Origin of the sequence: Nocardiopsis sp. NPDC007018 (genome assembly GCF_040635075.1) — a bacterium.
Taxonomy (GTDB): Bacteria; Actinomycetota; Actinomycetes; order Streptosporangiales; family Streptosporangiaceae; genus Nocardiopsis.
Window position 1 is genome coordinate 90,468 of record NZ_JBEYHA010000011.1, and the last position, 19,280, is coordinate 109,747.

At 64.6% G+C, this 19,280-nt stretch carries 16 protein-coding genes and 1 pseudogene; 14 read left to right on the forward strand and 3 right to left on the reverse strand.

Going from position 1 to position 19,280, the window contains the following annotated elements; genetic code table 11:
- Positions 1–142: 142 nt before the first annotated feature.
- Positions 143–586 (forward strand): hypothetical protein, encoded by a 444-nt coding sequence (locus ABZ635_RS08745; RefSeq protein WP_357761093.1) that lies wholly within the window; start codon positions 143–145, stop codon positions 584–586.
- A 958-nt stretch (positions 587–1,544) separates the two neighbouring features.
- Here ABZ635_RS08745 and ABZ635_RS08750 read toward each other — a convergent pair.
- Positions 1,545–1,770: pseudogene (locus tag ABZ635_RS08750) on the reverse strand (transposase); the annotation flags it as partial.
- 40 nt (positions 1,771–1,810) lie between these two features.
- Between ABZ635_RS08750 and ABZ635_RS08755 the strand changes: the two are divergent.
- Positions 1,811–1,939, forward strand: coding sequence for a Scr1 family TA system antitoxin-like transcriptional regulator (locus ABZ635_RS08755; RefSeq protein ID WP_357761095.1), 129 nt, complete (start codon positions 1,811–1,813; stop codon positions 1,937–1,939).
- A 100-nt stretch (positions 1,940–2,039) separates the two neighbouring features.
- Positions 2,040–2,174 carry a DUF397 domain-containing protein gene (locus tag ABZ635_RS08760; protein ID WP_160167886.1) on the forward strand — a complete coding sequence of 45 codons (135 nt, stop codon included), beginning with the start codon at positions 2,040–2,042 and terminating at the stop codon, positions 2,172–2,174.
- A 1,104-nt stretch (positions 2,175–3,278) separates the two neighbouring features.
- Here the strand turns inward: ABZ635_RS08760 and ABZ635_RS08765 are convergent.
- On the reverse strand, positions 3,279–6,302 hold the full coding sequence (locus ABZ635_RS08765) for a tetratricopeptide repeat protein (RefSeq protein ID WP_357761098.1): 3,024 nt from the start codon (positions 6,300–6,302) through the stop codon (positions 3,279–3,281).
- Positions 6,303–6,337: 35 nt separating this feature from the next.
- Positions 6,338–6,670 (reverse strand): trypco2 family protein, encoded by a 333-nt coding sequence (locus ABZ635_RS08770; protein ID WP_357761101.1) that lies wholly within the window; start codon positions 6,668–6,670, stop codon positions 6,338–6,340.
- A gap of 242 nt (positions 6,671–6,912) precedes the next feature.
- Between ABZ635_RS08770 and ABZ635_RS08775 the strand changes: the two genes are divergently transcribed.
- From ABZ635_RS08775 to ABZ635_RS08825, 11 genes are all read left to right on the forward strand, one after another.
- Positions 6,913–7,419, forward strand: a complete 507-nt coding sequence (locus tag ABZ635_RS08775) for a flavoprotein (RefSeq protein WP_357761104.1) — start codon at positions 6,913–6,915, stop codon at positions 7,417–7,419.
- 14 nt (positions 7,420–7,433) lie between these two features.
- Complete coding sequence (locus ABZ635_RS08780) at positions 7,434–8,645, forward strand: helix-turn-helix transcriptional regulator (protein ID WP_357761106.1); 1,212 nt, start codon at positions 7,434–7,436, stop codon at positions 8,643–8,645.
- 244 nt (positions 8,646–8,889) lie between these two features.
- Entirely contained in the window at positions 8,890–9,426 is a 537-nt protein-coding gene (locus ABZ635_RS08785) for an ATP-binding protein (RefSeq protein ID WP_357761109.1), read from the forward strand.
- 343 nt (positions 9,427–9,769) lie between these two features.
- Entirely contained in the window at positions 9,770–10,372 is a 603-nt protein-coding gene (locus ABZ635_RS08790; RefSeq protein WP_357761112.1) for a radical SAM protein, read from the forward strand.
- Between the two features lie 39 nt (positions 10,373–10,411).
- On the forward strand, positions 10,412–10,870 hold the full coding sequence (locus ABZ635_RS08795) for a hypothetical protein (RefSeq protein ID WP_357761115.1): 459 nt from the start codon (positions 10,412–10,414) through the stop codon (positions 10,868–10,870).
- 3 nt (positions 10,871–10,873) lie between these two features.
- A complete protein-coding gene (gene amcA / locus ABZ635_RS08800; protein WP_357761118.1) occupies positions 10,874–11,041 on the forward strand; it encodes a multiple cyclophane-containing RiPP AmcA in 168 nt (55 codons plus the stop codon).
- 9 nt (positions 11,042–11,050) lie between these two features.
- Positions 11,051–11,605, forward strand: coding sequence for a pentapeptide repeat-containing protein (locus tag ABZ635_RS08805; protein ID WP_357761121.1), 555 nt, complete (start codon positions 11,051–11,053; stop codon positions 11,603–11,605).
- A gap of 3,006 nt (positions 11,606–14,611) precedes the next feature.
- Positions 14,612–14,893, forward strand: coding sequence for a helix-turn-helix domain-containing protein (locus tag ABZ635_RS08810; protein ID WP_357761124.1), 282 nt, complete (start codon positions 14,612–14,614; stop codon positions 14,891–14,893).
- Positions 14,894–16,393 (forward strand): tyrosine-type recombinase/integrase, encoded by a 1,500-nt coding sequence (locus tag ABZ635_RS08815; RefSeq protein ID WP_357761126.1) that lies wholly within the window; start codon positions 14,894–14,896, stop codon positions 16,391–16,393. It abuts the gene before it with no gap.
- Between the two features lie 876 nt (positions 16,394–17,269).
- Positions 17,270–18,418, forward strand: a complete 1,149-nt coding sequence (locus ABZ635_RS08820) for a glutathione-independent formaldehyde dehydrogenase (protein ID WP_026129680.1) — start codon at positions 17,270–17,272, stop codon at positions 18,416–18,418.
- 505 nt (positions 18,419–18,923) lie between these two features.
- Entirely contained in the window at positions 18,924–19,157 is a 234-nt protein-coding gene (locus tag ABZ635_RS08825; protein WP_160167885.1) for a helix-turn-helix domain-containing protein, read from the forward strand.
- Positions 19,158–19,280: the final 123 nt, after the last annotated feature.

Below are 19,280 nucleotides of genomic sequence, written 5' to 3' on the forward strand. Positions count from 1 at the left end.
CCTGTACAGCGGAAACCGCCGCTCCGATAATCCTTTTACGGGTGCAAGCGCGACGGTCGACCCTCAGACCCAGGCCAAGAACGACGCGAGCTGGATGAACGAGACTCGAAGCGCGGTCGGCGGTTGGGTTTCAAGCAGATACATGACCGACGATGGTCTGAACTGGTGGAATATTGCTGGTGATGCAGCGTTTGCGATGAGCTTTATTCCAGGATTGCAGTGGGTCGGATTTGCCCTAGGTGCCGGTGTTGGGATTTCGAAGTTGTTTAGTTCTGGCCAAAAAAATGTGGATGGTATTTGGGATATAGCAGGGGCCTTGCCGTTTGGAATTGGCAAGGGTTCAAGATTCTTGGCCAGGTCCTCCGTTAGGAGTAATGCTGCAGATTTCTTCTCCTGTAAATCGTCAAAAAGGAAGCAGAATAGCCAGGCGGTGAGAAGTCGATATAATTCTCTCAGGGGAGATATATCATCGAGTAGGTACTACGACAGTGTGGTGCAGGGCACTGCAGGAATGATTGGAGGTGCGCATGATTTTGTCACAGGCGCGAGGGCTGTCGAGGATCCAGGGTGGAGCTGGGCTGCCTAGTGGGTGGACCGGAAGCGTGTGGCAGCGTTCAATATTGATCCAGGTCGCACAGCCCGAGGGAGCTCTGGCCTGCGTGATCAGGGACGAGATGTCCACCGACTAGACCCTACGCTTCTGTTCCTGGGCGCGTCGACACAAGGTCGAGTTGTGTCTCACTCCTGCCTATGCCTCGTGGGCCGTCCTGATCGAGGCGTGCTTCGGGACACTGCGCCAGTTCACCAGCGCCAATGGTCCGAATGCGGGTGCGGCATGCTTGCCTTGGGTGGTGCAATGCCAATGCCCGCGACCTTGCCGCACCCGCCTGGCAACGGCACGAGAGTGCCGCGGTACTCAGCGAGAAGGAAGTTTGGTGGGGAGTCCGGACGGTGGCCAACCCACTAGTAGCCTTGGTGCTGAACTGATGTGACGATATGGGAAATGAAATATTGAGAAAGATTTTCGTTGAGTATGGAATCTGGCGTCTTTCGGAAATTTTCTACGTGAGGCTGTTCCCTGGCCTCGGAGGTCTGGGGGCTCTCGTAGTAAGATTGCGTAGACGTGCCCGGGGGGAGGGGGTTTCTGTTCGCGAGGCGAAGGAAATTTTCTTCCTGGACATGGTGCTTACATCGCTCTATGTGCTGCCATTGGCGCTAGCTACGGAAGCTATTTACCAGCTTTCTCAAGTGGCTTTTGTTTCAAACTTCGAAAGAGATTACTATTACGCTTGGTGCTTCCTTTTTTCCGCCCCTGCCGTTGGCGTGACCTGCGTCATGGCTGTTGAGTCGGCAAGGGCTGTTTTGGTTGGCGCCGTTAAGGGGGGTCGTCATGTTATCTTCGCACTCGGAAGAAATTCATATGCTGCAATTCACTCAATTTCAACTTCTGTCGTCGTGTGTGGTTTCTTGGTGAACGTGTTGTGAGTATTCAAGAACGGGGAAATTTGGGTGCTCTTGGCGAATAGTAGTTCGAGCTCATCTCTTTTGGTGAGTCTGCGGTAGCAAATCAGTGTGCAGGCAATGCTGGCGAAGGTCAGGAAGTGGTCGGCCTTGCGTTCGTAGTGTCGGTGCAGGCGGCGGCAGCCGGCCAGCCAGGCCATGGTGCGCTCGACCTGCCATCGGTGCCCACTCAACTGCTGCGACGACTCCCCACCCTTTACGGGCCAGGCGGTGGACAGTGCCGCGCTTGCGGGGTCAGCGGCTCAGGTGGCGGTTCCAGGCGTTGCTGCGGCGGGCATTGAATCCCACTGTGCAGATTCAGGTACTCCCGTTCGGTCGTGGTGCGCACAGCGCGATGAACGGTCCCCTGGTCATCCTCGACAAGGACCATGCGGAGTCACTCGTGTACGCGGAGACGCCCGGATCGGGTCAGGGGTGATCGTGGGAAACTGCCAGCAGCAGTACGGGCACCTCAGGAGCCTCGCGCTCTCCCCTGAGGAAAGCCTGCTCTTCATCGCAGCACTGTGAGGAGAACAACCGTGGACGCGACCTGGCGAAGGTCGAGCTACAGCGGCAACCAGGGCCACTGCGTGGAAGCGCGGAGGGACGCGGGTTCCCGTTCTCGTTCGGGATTCGCAGAACCGGGGGTCGGGCCACCTGGAGGTCCCCGATGAGCAGTGAATGCTCCTCCTGGAAGTGGCTGTCTCGAAGCTCTGACTCCGCGAGGCCCGAGAGGCTCCGTGCGCTCTCGAGGCACAGCTGGTCGACTGGTGATGGGCTGCCGAGATGCTGTTCCGCGCTCTTGAGCGGGTGGCCAACGAGGTCGGCTGGTCGTGGTAGTCAAGTCCTAAATGTCGGCTTCGTCCAGGGGAAGTGCTGCGTCGGATTTAGGGTCCGATAGGTTCTTGCGCTTACTCCGTCAGCACTGCCTCAACACGCGCTCGTCGTTGGGTCAGTGGAGGGGTGAGGGGAAGGCGCTGGAGGGAACGAGGCGCTCTCAAGGCGCCGCAGATCCTGTCAGAAGGCCTTCCAGTAGGCAGTCATGAGGCGGGTGGGGCTGTCTCAGGAGGTTCGGTGTGGAGGACTCAGCCGAGAATCCGAGGGGTGGCGTGGCTGCGAGGTGGCCAAGTCCGATGGGGTTCTCGCGGGTGCTGCTGCGACTGTGCTCCGACTGGGGAGCACGCGAGGAGCACACATGGCCCCCAAACGCCACGAGGACCTCATTCGAGGTCCCCGTACACCCCGTATGACCTGGGGGTTTGTGGCGCACCCAGCAGGATTCGAACCTGCGACCGTCGGATTAGAAGTTCTATGGTCGGGTACCGTCGCGTGTCATTTCGTGCCGTTCCGTCCCGCGCCATCCGAATCAGGGTGCCGTTCTGTGCTGCGTTGTGTCGCCCGGTGACGCCCCGGTCCAAAACTCGGGAGCACAAACGGAGCACGCACAGGCTGACGGTTGCGTCCGATGGCAGTTCGTGAGGTCCTTGGCCGCTCTTCGACTATCTCGGACCGGCCTGTTACGAGGTAACATGGGCCTCCCTCTGCCGACTGCCGGGCTCCCGATGCCGGTAGGTGCGCGATGCAGGTTTCGGTGGCAGGTCGATGCCCTCCACGTTGTTGTTCTCCTCCTGCAGCCAAGGCGAGGACTGTGTCACTTCTTCTGCACTGGCCGTCTTCGAGCGATTTGGGTTATCCCCGACCGAGACGATCCTGGTCCGAGCCTTGGGTGAGCACCCTCGCGACGGTCGTCTTCATCAACCAGCAATCTGAATCACGCCTCATTCATGATCAATCATTTTTTGCAACCATGCGCACGCCTCCAAAGTTTGCTTCAAGTGAGGCTTGTAGATGGCTTGTTGATCGACTGCCAGCCTCTGTTGAATGAGTGCGGCCCGCTCCATGCAAGAAAGAGCTTCTCTGTAGTGGCCGAGGCTCTTTAGGTGAAATGCCTGATTTTTAAGGGACGTGGCAAGGTTGGGTAGATGAGTATCGATATTCTTTGTGCAAAGTTCTTCGTAATGGTAGACGGATTGGGCGATCGTCTCGACAGCGTCTTTGTGTCGTCCTACTTCGGCGAGGCGGTTGGCTTGGTTGCTGAGGGATGTGGCTAGGTCGTTCAGGTAGGCGTCGGGGTTGTGGTGGGCGAGTTTGCGGCGGATTTCAACAGCCTGAGTGATAGCTTCAAGAGCCTGCTCAAAGCGTCTTAGGGCGGCGAGGCGGTTGGCTTGGTTATTGAGGGATGTGGCTAGGTCGTTCAGGTAGGCGTCGGGGTTGTGGTGGGCGAGTTTGCGGCGGATTTCAACAGCCTGAGTGATAGCTTCAAGAGCTTCTTCGTGATGTCCCATGTCACTCATGGCGACAGACTGATTATTGAGGGACATGGCCAAGTCGGGAAGATGAGTTCTGGGGTGTCTATCAGCAAGGGTGCGGTAGTGGCTAACGGCCTGGGTGATGGTATCTAGCGCTTGTTGGTGCTTTCCCATTTTGCCCAGAATTTTAGACTGGTTGTTGAGGGACAGGGTGAGGTTGGGGAGGTGGGAATTGGAGTCTTTCTGGGAAAGGTATCGGTAGTGCTCGACGGCTTCGCTGGCAGCCTGCAGGGCTGATTCATTTTTTCCAAGGTCGATTAATCGAATTGATAGATTGTTTAGAGACCTGGCGAGGTGGGGCAGGGGCTCGTTAGGGTTGAGTTCTTCCTTTGTTCGGTACTTTTTAACTAGCTGGTTATTCAAGCGAACGGCCCATTCTGCAAGGCAATTACTGAAAATGGGGAGGGAGTCTTGTAGGCGCTCAAGAGCCCTTGTATCGGTATTGAGATGTGCGGTTATCTGATCCAGGGCCTCTACGAGCGGTGATGGGTCTTCGGACTGCGTAGCTACGGTGATGGTGGCTGGGCCGAGGGTAAGAGGGTGGCGTGCGCAAAGTCTGGTCAGGCGCTCTCTCACGGTGGGCAGGGCGGGGTGTGTGGCCGCACGTGTGTATAGGGTCACCAGACGCTCGGCGTCCGAGGCAGTGATGGTGTGCAGGTGGGGATCGAACAGATCCGGGTCAGCTTGGAGGCGCTGACCGAGAAAGTACTCCAACAGCCGGTCGGGCTGTAGGCAGCCCCATACCCCGGCCCCGTCCGTGGGGTACAGGCCGCTGATCCATCGGCGGATCTGGTGCATGCGGGCGGTGGTCTGTCCTTTCAGCACCGCGGCGGTCCGCAGGAGGCGGTCCGCTTCCTCCAAGTTGGCGGGGGTGAGGGTGAAGGCCAGGGCTAGCGCGTCACGTAGAGGTTGCGTCAGGTCAGCGTCATCTAGACCATGCGTGGCTGCGGCCTGATCCCAGTACCGGTACTCGTGGGCCAGTACCCGGCCCTCCACTGCGCTGTCGCGTGTGATGGTCATGGCTGGTTGGGTGGCGTCCAGCAGGTCGGCCAGGGCGCGCATGTGCACACTCAGCACGGTCCCCCATTCGGGGCCCGACAGGTCCGGATCGGCCAGGCCGGCCGCGACCTGGCCCCAGTCGGCCTGGTGGGGTGTGTGGGCGGTCGGCAGCGCGCTGGCGAGGTGGTCCAGGGCGGTGTGGTACTCACGGGCGCGCTCGGTGTTGCGAGGAACCAGCGGGGGCAGCGGGAGTTGTCGGGCGAGGTCGGCCAGCAGGTGGCCGGTGGCGGTGTTGACCTGCTCCCACCATTCGCCCATGGTGCGCACCAACAGCAGCAGCCGCACGGGGGGACTGCCCGGGGGCCGGTCGCACAGCTGGAGCAGGCGGATCAGCTGTGCGGTGCGGGTCTCGGCGTAGTCCACCACCACCAGCAGAGGGGCCGTGGTGTCCTTGACCGGGCCCAGCTCCTCGGCGGTGGTGTTCTCCTTGAGCCACACAGTTGCCCACCGCCGCCCCTGACGATCGGGGCGGGTCAGGCGTGTGGTGAGTTCGTGGGCCAGCCGGGTTTTGCCCTGTCCGCCGGGCCCGTGCACCACCATGGCGGAGAGCGTTTCATCGTCGTCACACCACTGGTTCAGGGTGTCCATCACCTGGTCGCGGCCGTGGAAGGCCACCACCTGGCGGTGGGCCTCCAACAGCGCGGCGGGGGAGGGGCGGTGGTGTGCGCGTGGGGAGTGGGCCAGGTGGGCGAGCTCGACCGGCTCTAACACCAGGGACACACCGTGCTCGGCCAGCACCGCCCGGAACCGCGGGTCGTGGTGCAGGACGTAGGCGGGAACGGTCTCCAGGGCGGCGTGGTCACGGTGTTCGAGGTCGGCGGCCACCACACCCACCAGCAGCTGGCCGTTGCCGCAGCGCATCGCGGCTCCGGACAGCCCCGCCCACAGCGAACGCCGCTGCCCGTCCTGCTCCTGTTGTCGGACCTCGTGGGCGTGCCAGCGGGGCGGGTGGGCGCTCAGATCCATCACGTGCCGGTGGTTGACGAAATGGTTGCCCGGGGCCACCGTGCCCACCAGCTGCGCGGTCTCCGCAGCTCGACCGGTGCGTTGCACCAGCTCGGGGAAGCCCCACACCTCACACGAGGTACGGGGGGTGGTGGTGACCAGCCGCCCCCACCGGGTGGTCACCGCGCGCTCGGCCCAACCCGGGTCGGTGACGTGGACCAGGGCGGCGTCGTCGTGTCCCTTCGGGGTGCCGCGCCAGACCACGTGTCCGGTGCGCGGTTGGTGGTCGGTGGCGGTGTGCACCCGCACCCGGCCGCCGAGATCAGGGACGAGGTGGGCGCTGGTCAGCACCAGGCGTGGGGCGATCAGATACCCCGAGCCGCTGCTGTTGGGGGTGGTGATGCGGGTGATGCACTGGGCGGTGTCCAACGGGCTCTCCGGTCACAGGCAAAGGGGGCGGGGTCTCAGCGGGTGAACGGAGGAGGGGTGACGGGTTCGGTGTTGTTCTCCCGGGAACTGTTGATGGACACGTCACCGGTGGGGTGTTCGGCGTTGTGCGGGGTGAGGGTGAACGCCACCTTGTGGGTGCTGGTGCGCCCCGCTCCGGCTTCGACCTCGCCGGTGGTGATCCAGGCCGAGAACCCGCCCCTGGCCTTGGCGTCGGCGCGGAACTGGACCTCGAACTCCATCTGGATCGGGCCGACCCTGAAGGTCAGGTCCTGGTCCTTGGCTTGTTCGGCGGCCTGGTTGAGTTCGCCGCGCAGGGTCTGGACGGCATCGGCGAGGCGTAGTTCCACATGTTCTCCTTGAATTAGGGGTGGGTGGTACCGGTTACGGGCGCCTTCACGATCGCAGAACAAGTACCGGGCGGCAGCTGATTACACGTGGGGTTGGCCGTATGCGGCCATACTGTTTCGAGCCGAGTGTGACGGGGGTTCTGGTGTGTGCCAGGATCGCCTCCCATCACTCGCCACTGCCCCTCACCTGAGGATCGAGAAGTGGCGACTCGTCTGCGTGGTGCGCCTCTAGACTCTGGCGCATGCCGAGAACCCTGTACCTGGTGTTGTCCGGAGCCCCTGCGCCGGAAGGGGTGACCGAACTTGTCCGGGCCCTCCACGGCCACAGCTGGCACGTGACGCTGCTGTCTACCCCCACGGGCATGGACTTCCATGATCAGGAGGTGCTCGCCGAGCTGACTGGCGAACCGGTCCGGGTGGCGTTCCGGATGCCCGGCCAGGGCAAGTCTCTGCCACCCGCCGATGTGGTGTTGGCTTGTCCGCTGACCTTCAACTCCACGAACAAGTTCGCCCAAGGGCTGGCGGACAACTTCGCGATCGCCCTGCTGTGCGAGATGGTCGGATACGGGGTACCCACCGTGGTGGTGCCACACTGCAAACCCCAACTCGCCACCCACCCGGCCTTCACCCGCTCCCTGCAGACCCTGCGCGCAATGAAGCCGGTCACTGTCCTGTACGACCCCGACGCCCCCTATGAGGACCGTCTTCCCTCCTGGCAGCAGGTCATCGACACCGTCAACAGCCTCTGACCGAAAGGCGCAACGTGGACCCCGCCACTCGAGGCCAGACGATCAAACGCGCCCGACGACGGCACGGCTACTCCCAGAGCGTGCTCGCCGGACTCGTGGGACGCTCCGAGTCCTGGCTCTCCCAGGTCGAACGCGGCATCCTGTCAGTGGACTCCCACGAGATCCTCACCCGCCTGGCCCGCATCCTGCGCCTGGACCTGACCGAGCTGACCGGAACCGAAACCGAGGCGGTCACCGACATGCGCTACGACGCTGCCCGTGCGATCGAGCGGGCCATGATGCGCTACTCCTCCCTAGAAACCATCGTCGCCGAGACCGGAACCGAACCCCGCATCGACCCCGCCTCGCTCTTTACCCAGGCACACCAGACCTACGCCGCTTACCAAGCGGCCCGCTATGACGAGGTCGGATGTCGCCTGCCCCGGCTCATCCGCGAGGCCGAAGCTGCCGCGCACACCCCCGGATCGGACCGGCCTGCTGTGTGCTCGGCCCGAGCCATGGTCTACAACACCGCCGCCGCCCTACTGCGCCGGGTGGGGGAGAAGGACCTGGCCTGGCAGGCCGCCGACCGTGCCATGTCCGCCGCCGAGTGGGCCGACCAAACGCTGCTCACCGCAGTGGGCGCCTACCGGCTCGCCTACGTGTTCATCTCGCGCGGGCGGCCCGTTGAAGCGGCGGAGCTGGCGATGGGTGCGGCCTCAGCGCTGGAGCGCCGCATGCGCCCCGGTTCCCCCGAAGAGCTGAGTGTCTACGGCGGACTCCACCTCGCCGCCGCCACGGCCGCCGCTGCGGAGTTCGACCGTGCGGCGGTACCGCGCTTCCTACGCCAGGCCCGCCGTGCTGCCACTCGTTTGGGCGGTGACCACAACCTGCACGGGACCGCTTTCGGTCCAACGAACGTGGCCATCCACACCATCAGCACCGCCGTCGCGATCGGCGACGCCCGCACCGCAGTGGAAGCGGGGGAGGACCTGGACGTGGGCACGCTGCCTGCGGGTCTGGTCGGCCGGCGGGCCCAGGTCTGTTTGGACCTGGCCCGTGCCTACACTCAGCGCCGCCAGGACGCCGCTGCGGTCCACACCCTGCTGGACGCCGAACGGCTCGCCCCCGAACTCATCCGCTACCACCCCGGGACAGCCGGGGTGCTGACCGAACTGCTGCGCAGGGAGCACCGGCGCTCCACCCCAGAACTGCGCCCCCTGGCCAGTAGGGCCGGGGTGGCCTGAACCAACCCGCAAAATCCTGCGGGTCTTTTACCCTCCTGCGGCTGCAGAACCGTGGCCTGTCCGCGTCTTACGGTCACCGCATGTCACTCTCCAACTGCTTTCAACCCGCCGGACGATCACCACTTCCCGCCTCGACTCCACAGCAGCGAAACCTCGGCCTCCACCCTCCTCAGCAGGGCGGGGTTCACCCCCGCCTCGGCCGACCGGGCGCACACCCCCTGTTCGCTCTGCAGGAGGTGGCGGCATGGCCCAGGTGATCGAGGTGGACGTGAACCGGTTCCGCGCCCACAAAGCCCAGTCCGTGCAACGGCTCCCTCGGCGCACGAGCGATCCACGCGCTAACACCCCGATCGCCACCAACACCGCCCAGCCGCAGCAGGCGGCAGCGGTCATCCTGCCCGGAGAACCGGAGCAGGCCGCGGTGATGCGACGCCGCATCCGCTCCCGCACCGGCACCCTCGGTTCCATGACAGAAGCGGTGGTGCTGTTGGCCGATGAGCTCTTCACGAATGCCTTGCGCCATACCCGGAGCGGAGAACCTGGCGGCGAGGTCACGGTGGCGCTTTTCAAGCTCCCTGACCGATTCCAGGTCAAGGTCACCGACCAGGGCCCGCGCGAAGGCGAGCACGTCTTTCCCTGCCCGCGCCCGCTGGATGCGTGCACCGAGGGAGGGTTCGGCCTGCACCTGGTCGCCTCCGAGGCGAGCCGGTGGGGCACCCTCCAGGAGAGCGGGCGCACCACCGTGTGGTTCGAGATCGACCGCCGGGCAAGACGAATCTGACCCCTTATGCCCTGGACACGCTCCGATGACACGAGCTTCTACTCCGATGCCGAGCGCCTCCAGCACTACCTCGGAGCTGACTGGGTGGTCCTGTGGGGACCGGGATCGCGGCGCTTCTGGGCCTTGGCCCGAGGGGGTTGTGCCCCTCTGACCTTGTCCGATCCCACGCTCGAAGGCCTGCGCCAGCAGGTTCGCAACGTCGGCCATCGGCAAACGCACCCGACCTACGCCGCGACGCACACCCGCCAGACCGCGCAGGTCACCCAGCCTCCCCATAGCCGTTGACCTGCTCCTCAGCGGCCTTAGCCTGCCCGCTCTCGACTCCCTCCCGCGAGAAGGTGCCGTGATAGCTACTCACTTCCACTCGGTGATCCTGCAACCCACCACGCTGTGCAACCTCAACTGCTCCTACTGCTACCTGCCGGTCCACGAGCGCAAGACCCGCACCGAGATGCCGATCGAGGTCGCCCGAGCCCTCGCCGCCGGCATCACGGCACAGAGCACGAGCGAGGCCGTGGACGTGGTCTGGCACGGAGGCGAACCCCTCACCACACGCCGCGAACACTTCCGCGACCTCGTGGAGGCATTCGAGCCCCTGCGCCGAGAAGGCCGGATCCGCCACTGCGTGCAGACCAACGCCACCCTCATCGATGACGCCTGGTGTGACTTCTTCACCAGATACGACTTCCGGGTCGGGGTGAGCATCGACGGCCCCTCGGCGGCGAATCTGTCCCGAGTGGATTGGTCCAACCGACCCGCCTTCTCCCGCGTGGAACGCGGCATCTCCCACCTCCAAGCCCACGGGATCGACTTCACCGCCATCTGCGTCGTCACCGCACAGACCATCACCTACCCCCACACCCTGCTCGACTTCTTCGAAGGCCTGGGCGCCCAGAGCGTCGGCTTCAACATCGAAGAACTCGAAGGCGCCAACGACACCCGCTAGCACATCGCCCCCGCACACGTCCGCCGCTTCTGGCGCACGATGTTCGACCGCATCGACAACGGCAGCACCCTCCGCGTCCGCGAGGCCGACCGAATCCTGGGCTACCTGGCCGACGTGAGAGCCGGGCGCAAAGACCGGTGGGAAACCGCCCTGCTTGACCCCATCCCCACCATCGGCACCAACGGCGACGTGGTCGTGCTCTCCCCGGAACTACTCGGCGTCAAGAACGCCCACTACGACGACTTCGTCTTGGGCAACGTCCTGAACGAGCAATTGCCCACCATCCTTGCCCGAGCTCCACACGCCGCTTACGTCCGCGAACACCTGGACGGCGTGCGCCAATGCCGCCGAACCTGCGAGTTCTTCACCTTCTGCCAAGGCGGACAAGCCTCCAACAAGTACTTCGAAACCGGCCGCTTCACCACCACCGAAACCACCTACCGCCGCAACGCCAAACAAGAACTCGTCCGCGCCCTGGGCGAGAAGATGGGAGTGTGACCGATGATGACGACTCTGACCGGACTTGAAGCATCCGAGCTGACCGCTGACCTGATCGACCGGCTCCAACCGACCACCCCGGTAGGGCTGTTCGACAACCGTGACACCTGGGACAACGTCGGCGGAGGCCCTTGGGACAACCGTTCGACGTGGGATAACTGGAAGAAGTAGGGGAAGCCTGTGCAGACCGCCGAGATCCGAGGCGCGCAAGTGCTCCTGCCCAGCGACGACGAGCCTGAGGTGCGCGCCTGGCCCTACCCCAACCCGCTGGAGGAGGAGAAGGTCACCAATACCCACTTCGCCTCCCTCGACCTGACCTCACACCGCCTGGTGGACACCGCCCTGAACCGGTGCCGGTTCACGGGCTCACGGCTGATGGGGGTGTCCCTGGCTCGCGTTTCGATGACTGACGTGCTCTTCGAGGGCTGCCAGTTCGACTACGCCAGCTGGGAGCAGGTCAAGGTCACCGGTGACGTGGCGTTCGTCGGCTGCTCCTTCAAGGAAGCCGAGATCATCGGAAGCGACCTGCGGGACGTGGTCTTCGACGACTGCGCCTTCGCCGCAGAGATCAAGAACACCAAGATGTCCGGCGCCGACCTGCGCGGCAGCGACCTGTCGGACCTGTCCGGGCTGGCCTCGCTCCAGGGCGCGAAGGTGACCGAGATCCAGCTCCGTCAGCTGAGTGAGGTCATGATCCGCGATTTGGGTCTCACGATCGCAGAAATCCCGCTGTAGGCGCTGCAGCACCAGCAAGAAACGAGGGGCTTCACCCAAAAAAACCGGGCGAGGCCCCTCGGTGTTTACACCCATCGGGCATTCCCTGACTGGCTTTGGGGGTGTGCCTTTGCCCAGGTCCGTGACTTTTCTGCGGAACGGACTTGAAGAACCTTGCTCACCCAAGCGAACATCGACCAGCCCCGCACGAACAGCGCATTCCTTGCGGGCTTTAGGGGTTTTTGTGCCCTCTGTGTGTGGTGTGGGTGGGAAGCGCATTTCCGGGTGGCGTACGCCCCCGGGGCCATTGACACCCGACCAGGCCACACCTTGATTGAGAACGAAGAAGAAAGACGTGGAGGCGCCCCGACACGGTGCTACGAACACCGCGCCGGGGCTTAATCCCCACCTGGTATCAGCAGGAGGAGATCGTGGAAAAGCATAGCGGGCGGCATCGCAAGCGCCGACAGGGCTGGGGTGAGCATCTGCGGTGGGTGCTGGGGGCGGTGCTCGCTGCCGTGTTCTGCAGCCCGACCGGGCAGAGCACTAGAACGATGGTCGAGGTGCGTCAACCACTGCCGGGACGGCGTCCGGTCCAAGGCCATGAACCTGGCCTGGGCGGGACTGCGGGTCAGGTGGGTGTGAAGGTTCCTCGGCCCCCTGTTGGGGAAGCTTGCACGGGCACACGCGCGGCTGGCTCGCCTCCCCGGCGGGAGTTGTACACGGGGCGGCGTGGGTGGTGTGAGGACGATGACGGGGTGCGCGGGGTACGCCTTTACCTGGCCGTGCACGAGAAGGACCGGCATGCTCAGCGTCGTGTGAAAACGGTGCCACCGGCGCCCCGTCAAGAGGTCTTGGCTCCCGTGGCCTCGGGGGCGGGCGGTGGTGAGCCGCCCTTGGATATGAGTGACCTGGCCGCAGTGGTGCGCCAGTGGCAGGCACTGCGGCAACCGGTGGCCTGACCTCGAACAGAAGGATGTAGGGCCGTTCCCTTCCAGGGGGCGGCCCTGTTTCGATGCCCTGGTCCGTCGGCACCGGCGGTGGCGGGGTTGTGGAGGGCTTGTCGACGTTTGCGACGGTCGCGGTGTCAGTGAGTGAGATCCACTCGGTCATCACCCACACGGGCTGAGCGCGGCCTGCGACGGCGAGGAGAGGGTGGCGCTGAGTTTTCACGATGGCGAGAACCATAAAGAAAGGTTGTGGGGTTTCTTATTCAGCGAATCGACACCACGCTGCCGCAATTGAAGAAGCCAAACCCATCGCCTGGCTCCTGGAGGTTTCCGCAGGTTGCCGTGCGCCCTCCGCTTGTGCCCACAGGCCCGTGTTGAGGGGCGGGTGAGAGCTAGTGAATCAGTACTCCAACGCCCCCTCCACGCCTGTGGACCCCCCTGGAACACTCGTTTTTGCAGGTCAGATTGTGTTTTAGGGGTGTGACTCAAAACCAGACTTATACCCAGTGGGTAGTCACCTTCACGTAGGGGGCGGCGGCCCCCGGCAGTGACCCCTCGGCCGCTCGCCCCATGTGCCCCCTTCTGGCTCCTCTCCGGCCCGCCCGCCCTCCTCTCTTTCCTGCTCCTGCAGAGCTCATGCATCACTTAATCCCTCTAGGTGTTCAAGGGTGCATGCTTAGTCCTCGGTCCGGGTGGTGGATTGCTCAGCTCGCCGTTGTTTACATATGGTTCTCTGATAAATAATTCCGTGACCAATAATGTGTTCTCAGATGTCAGGAATCGCAGTGCGGAGTGAGTGCTAGTCTCGGGGTTCTTCGGGTGCGGTGCGTGCGCGTTCAGGCGTGCTGGTCGGCCCCGGTGCGGTGTGGAGGATCGAGCGATAGATAGAAGAATGCTCCGTGAGTCGGAGGAAGCTTTTCTCGTGCGATTGTCCTCTCTCTGGGGCGGGGAAGGGGCGCAAAACAGGGGGTTCCTGTGACTACGCCTGTGACTACGCGCATCGCCCTTCCTGTGACTACGCCTGTGACTATGCCTGTGGCTACGCCAGCGCCCCCAGTGGCGCGATCAGGCTGAAAGCTCGCGTCCTTGCAGGTCAGAGCCCATTTGAGCTTGACTCACGGGGTCAGACTTGTACCCAGTGGGTAGTCAACTTCACGTAGGGGCGGCGGCCCCGGCCTGCTGGCGGGCCGCCGACCCGCCACCCCATTTTCCCGCTCTGGCCTGCCCGCCATCCACCACTCCTCTCCTTTCGTTTTCACTTATAAAAATGTCCTTCGCTAGCCTTGTTAATGCTACTGTTCTGGGATTCTGTGGCCCTCCGATATTCGTGGGTTCATAAAAGCTGTGATCGTGCGGGTGTGCGCTGAGCATGCACCCGCCGCAGCCGAGTGGTTTGCTGCGCCGCCGTGAGGTGCGCGAGCAGCAGCGAAGGTGGGCCACGGCTGCTGGACCGGAGGCGGATCCGATGCGCGGCGGGGCGGCCTGGTCGAGAAGGGAGTGGCGGTAGCAGAGGAGGTGCCTGGACCTTCGCCGTTCAACGTCTGGCGGGGCCGCTCCTCCCGCTCTTTCGGCTTGGTTTCTTCGACAGGTTCTGTTCGAGGTGTCGAAGTCCGGGGCGGCGGTGGCTCTCTTACTGGGTGAGGGACAAAAAACAGAAGGAGGCGCACGGGGGTGAGGAGGAGCACGGGACGTGGGTGGCACTTCGTGTCTGGGGCCGTGGCCACCGGGCTCGGGGTTGGCATGGGGCGGCGGGTCGGGCGGTTCCTGTTCGGCCCGGACGGTGGGGCGGTGTGGGGCCACCAGCGCCCCCACACCGCCCGAACACCCGGGGTCCGTCGCCCCAGGGCGAACCCGGGGGTTCGGGCCCCACACAAGGGCTCTGGCGGCCCTGACCAGCGAAAACGACATAACACCCATATCGGGTGGCGTAGGGGTTGCGGAGGAAAAATCCGGTGGGGTTGTTGGCGAATCCGCTTGACCACCTCGGCGAGGTCGAGCGTGGATGCGTGGTGCCCCGCACGATGCGGGGCCGCGCACCATATCCGTGCAGTTCACACAGGGCGGGGAGGTGGTCAGGGTGAGGTCGGATACTCCGGTCAGGTTGGGCGAGGTCGGCTCCCTGCCGGTGGTGCTGGAGCCGATGGCGGCGGGGCGGATGCTCGGGTTGGGCCGCACCACCACCTACCGGCTCCTGCGCCAAGGGACGTTCCCGGTCCCCGTGCTGCGGGTGGGCAGGTCGTGGCGGGTCCCCACCGCGGGAATCCTGGCCTACCTCGGCCTGCCTGTGTCCTCCACCTTCGGTGAGGGGTGTTCAGGGTGTGGTGCGCGTAGTAACCACGGGATGGAGGGGGAGTCGTAGATGGCTTCTCATCAGGGGCGGGTGTTCAAACGGTGCGGGTGTCGGGACGAGAACTCCGGCCGTGCTTTGGGGGCGCGGTGTCCGAAGCTGCGTCGTCAGGGTGGGGCGTTCAACCCCCGGCACGGCGACTGGGGGTACCAGCTCGAACTTCCACGCACGAGCGAGGGCAGGCGCCGTCAGGCCCGCCGTACTGGTCTGGAGGGCCAGGAGCAGGCGTGGGAGGAGCTGGACCACCTCAAGTCTTTGCTGGAGCTCGCCGAAGGGGAGCAGGAGGTGGAGGTGCAGATCGCGGATCTGATCCAGAACGCCCTCAAGGCCCGCACCCCGTTCCCTTCGGTGGCCGAGGTGCGTAAACGTCTGGGGGCAGGGGTTGACGTGCGCAAGGAAGCCCCCACCGTGGGGGCCTACCTGGAGGCGTGGATCCAGGCGAAGCCGGACCTGGCTGAGGGAACCCGGACCTCTTACGCCGGGCACATCCGCAAGTACTTGGTGCCGCATCTGGGCAAGGTCCGGCTGGATCGGCTCAAGTCCAGCCAGGTCGAGGCGATGTTCGAGTGGATCGAGGCCAACAACGAGCGGATCCTCGAAGCCCGCGAGTCCGAGGACGCGAAAGTGCGGGCCTCGGTGCGAGGCCAGCGGGTGGTGAGTTTGTCGACCAAGCACCGCATCCGCGCCACGCTCCGGAGTGCCCTGTCGGATGCGGTGCGCAGCCCCGAGGAGTCGGTGAACGTCAACGTCGCCTCCCACGCACGCCTTCCCTCCTGTCCGAGGAAACGCCCGCTGGTGTGGACACCGGGGCGAGTCGAGCGCTGGGCCAAGGATGGGACGGTGCCGGGTGAGGTGATGGTGTGGACACCCGAGCAGACCCGCACCTTCCTGGAACACTCGAAGAAGTACGTATGGCTGTACCCGTTGTTCCACCTGATCGCCGTCAAAGGGCTGCGCCGGGGTGAAGCGGTGGGCTTGCCCTGGGCTAACACCCGGCTCACCGATGGGGAGGCTGATATCCGCACGCAGGTGGTGCAGCTGTCCTGGACTACGCTCACCACCACCCCGAAAAGTGAAGCGGGTCAGCGCACCATCACCCTGGATGCCGACACCGTGAAGGTGTTGCGGGGGTGGAAGAAGTTCCAGAACCAGGCCCGGCTGAAAGCGGGACGTGAGTGGGTGGATTCGGGGTTGGTGTTCACCCGCCAGGACGGGTCAGGGTGGTTGCCCTCGCACGTGAGTGACTGGTTCGCCCGGATCGCTCGAGCAGCCGGACTTCCGCCGATCACGTTGCACGGGCTGCGTCACGGGGCGGCCTCGATGGCGCTGGCCGCGGGAACCGACGTCAAGGTCGTTTCGGCCGAGCTGGGCCACTCCACTACCCACTTCACCCAGGACACCTACCAAACGGTGTTCCCGGACGTGGCCAAGGCGGCGGCCGAGGCCACCGCAGCGCTGCTGCGCGGGGCGTCGGTCCCGGCAGGGGCGGGTGGTGTGGTGCCGGTGCGGTAGCCGGTTCCGGGGAGCACACCAGGAGCCCCACACGGCGCTCCGACCCCAGGCGAGTGGACGGGTTCACCCGTTCTGGCCTGGGGTTTCCTCGTGCCCGGGGCTCGTGAACCATCGGATCAAAGGTCCGATCGATTATCGAGAACTTGCCCTGGTGTCTTCCTCTTTTGGTCATTCTGTCGTCGGCCCGTTTGGCCAGATGCTTATAGCAAATGAGGATGCAGGCGGTGCCGATTATGGCCAGGAAAGTGGAGGGGTGTTACGGGGGTGGTGCAACCTGTTGGCCAGGGCATGTTCCTGCGGGCAGCGGCACCGACAGCACGGTCGCCGTTGGTCCAGTGCCCCGGTGTCCTGTGATCGTGCAGACAGCACTCCATGGCTCCCCGAAAACAGGTAGCGCCGACGAGTGCGGTGAACTTTGTGCTCCCCTGCCCGCGTGCGGCCGCGCGAGCCCAACAGCGTCTGAACCTGGTCGAACTCCTCCGGCCCGATGAGCGGCTCACGGACGGGACAGCCCGACCACGCCCAATCCTCGTTGCTGTTCCAGCGCAGTTCGGTCTGGTGGCTGAGCTGGATGTCGTTGACGTCCAGCAGCACTTCGCCCCTGCGCGGCGCTTGCTCAGTTGCCGCGACGCCGAAGCCCTGTCCCCGGAAGGTTCCTCCCACACGGGCGAAAGCGGCCGCCAACCACGGCCTACCAGTGGCGGGGATGGTGGACCCTGCGTCCCGGCTCTCGTGGCGGTCAGTCACGGAACCTTGACATGTTTTGTCCGAACCGTGGGCGTGAGGCTGTTTCGTCCCGGTGCTAGGAGAGCAGGGGTCGGAGCAAGGGCGGAAAGCTCCACCAGGCCCGTCCCGCGCCCATTCTTGGAGAAGATCATGAAGGCCCTTGTGTACAACGGATCCCGCGATGTCTCCGTCAAGGAGGTCCCTGACGCCCGGATCGAGCGTCCCACCGACGTGCTCGTGCGCATCACCGCCACCAACATCTGCGGTTCCGACCTGCACATGTACGAAGGACGCACCGACCTGGAGCCCGGCAAGGTGCTCGGGCACGAGAACCTCGGCGTGGTCGTCGAGGTCGGCGAGGGTGTCGAGCGCGTCAAGGTCGGCGACCACGTGTGTCTGCCGTTCAACATCGGCTGCGGGTTCTGTCGCAACTGCGAGACTGGCATGCCCTCCTACTGCCTGACGGCCAACCCCGACCCGGAGATGGCCGGGGCCGCCTACGGCTTCGTCGGGATGGGCCCCTACTCCGGCGGGCAGGCCGAGTACCTGCGCGTGCCGTTCGGGGACTTCAACTGCCTGCGGCTGCCCGAGGACGCGCAGGAGAAGGAGGACGACTACGTGATGGTCGCCGACATCTTCCCTACCGGCTGGCACGCCACCCGCCTGGCCGGGCTCAAGCCGGGGGAGTCCTGCGTCGTCTACGGCGCGGGTCCGGTCGGCCTGATGGCGGCCTACTCCGCGCTGCTCCAAGGGGCGTCCCAGGTGATGGTGGTCGACCGCCACCCCGACCGGCTGCGCCTCGTGGAGAGGATGGGGGCGATCGCCGTGGACGACTCCAAGGGCGACCCGGTCGAGCAGATCCTCAACCTCACCGACGGCCGTCGCGCGGACTGCGGCTGCGAGTGCGTCGGCTACCAGGCCCACGACCATCTCGGTGTCGAGCACCCCGAGATGACCATGAACAACCTGGTCAAGTCGGTGAAGTTCACCGGCGGCATCGGCGTCGTGGGCATCTTCCTGCCCTCCGACCCCGGAGCGTCGGACGAGATGGCCCGCAACGGTCGGCTCACCTTCGACATGGGGACGTTCTGGTTCCAGGGCCAGAAGATCGGTACCGGCCAGGCGCCGGTGAAGGCCTACAACCGGCAACTGCGGGACATGATCCACCGGGACCGCGCGAAGCCGTCCTTCATCGTGTCCCATGACCTGCCTCTGCAGCGGGCACCGGAGGCCTACGAGCACTTCGACAACCGCGAGGACGGCTGGACCAAGGTGGTGCTCAAGCCCGCGCTGGCGTGAGCTACGCCGCTGGTCGGCCAGTCGGCCACGCAACCTACACCACGCGGGCCCGGAGGAGCTCAGGTTCTAACGGTGGTCGCAACACCCTGACTTTCAGGACATTGCGACCACGGTGTCGTTTTCGAGGGAAGAACGGGATCGTCTGCGAGCACGGTTCCTGGAACTGATGGACCAGATCGGCAACGCCACCGAGGTAGCCCGGCTGCTCGAGATCAACCGGAACACCGCCTTGGGGTGGGCTCGTCAGGCCTGGCCGAGCGCACAACGCCGACAACGGCCGTACCCAGCGCGCCAGGAGTACGAACGCCTGCGCACACGTGCCCCGACAGACCGTGTGAGAAGTCGGGGTGAATGAGCGCACCGCACGGGACTGGGACCACAGGGTACGCAAGTCCGGTAACAGCTGGCTCTACACCGACGGGCGTAGCGTGGACTCCCCACCGGGTAGACGACCACCAAGTCCCTGACCAGCCCTCCGCCAACCCTAGCCGCGCTCGGAGCGCAGGTGTACCCGCGTTTTCTGACTCTGACCGACCGGGAACGGATCGCGGATCTGCACCACCAAGGCCAGAGCCTGCGAGTGATCGGGCGCCAACTGGGGCGCCCTGCCTCGACCATCAAACAGACGCTCGGCGCTGCCACTACCGCGGAAAAGCAGTCCAGAAATCATGACAAACCGGAAACCCAATCGGAGTGCCGGGCGAGACACTGTGGGCACACCCGACGGGCCATCTGGTGAACCGGGCGTTCCGGAGCTCGGAGGAGCTGGAGCGGGTGCTGCGGTCCCATCTGTGCTCGGTCCAGTGACAGCCCGGTTTGTTGCGCGGTTTCATCCGATCGGTCCGGTTGGATCCGTGCCCTA

Coding starts and splice junctions, on each gene's coding strand:
- ABZ635_RS08745 (WP_357761093.1), top strand. CDS start 143: ATGACCGACGATGGTCTGAACTGGTGGAATATTGCTGGTGATGCAGCG.
- ABZ635_RS08775 (WP_357761104.1), top strand. CDS start 6,913: ATGCCGAGAACCCTGTACCTGGTGTTGTCCGGAGCCCCTGCGCCGGAA.
- ABZ635_RS08785 (WP_357761109.1), top strand. CDS start 8,890: ATGGCCCAGGTGATCGAGGTGGACGTGAACCGGTTCCGCGCCCACAAA.
- ABZ635_RS08795 (WP_357761115.1), top strand. CDS start 10,412: ATGTTCGACCGCATCGACAACGGCAGCACCCTCCGCGTCCGCGAGGCC.
- amcA (WP_357761118.1), top strand. CDS start 10,874: ATGATGACGACTCTGACCGGACTTGAAGCATCCGAGCTGACCGCTGAC.
- ABZ635_RS08815 (WP_357761126.1), top strand. CDS start 14,894: ATGGCTTCTCATCAGGGGCGGGTGTTCAAACGGTGCGGGTGTCGGGAC.
- ABZ635_RS08820 (WP_026129680.1), top strand. CDS start 17,270: ATGAAGGCCCTTGTGTACAACGGATCCCGCGATGTCTCCGTCAAGGAG.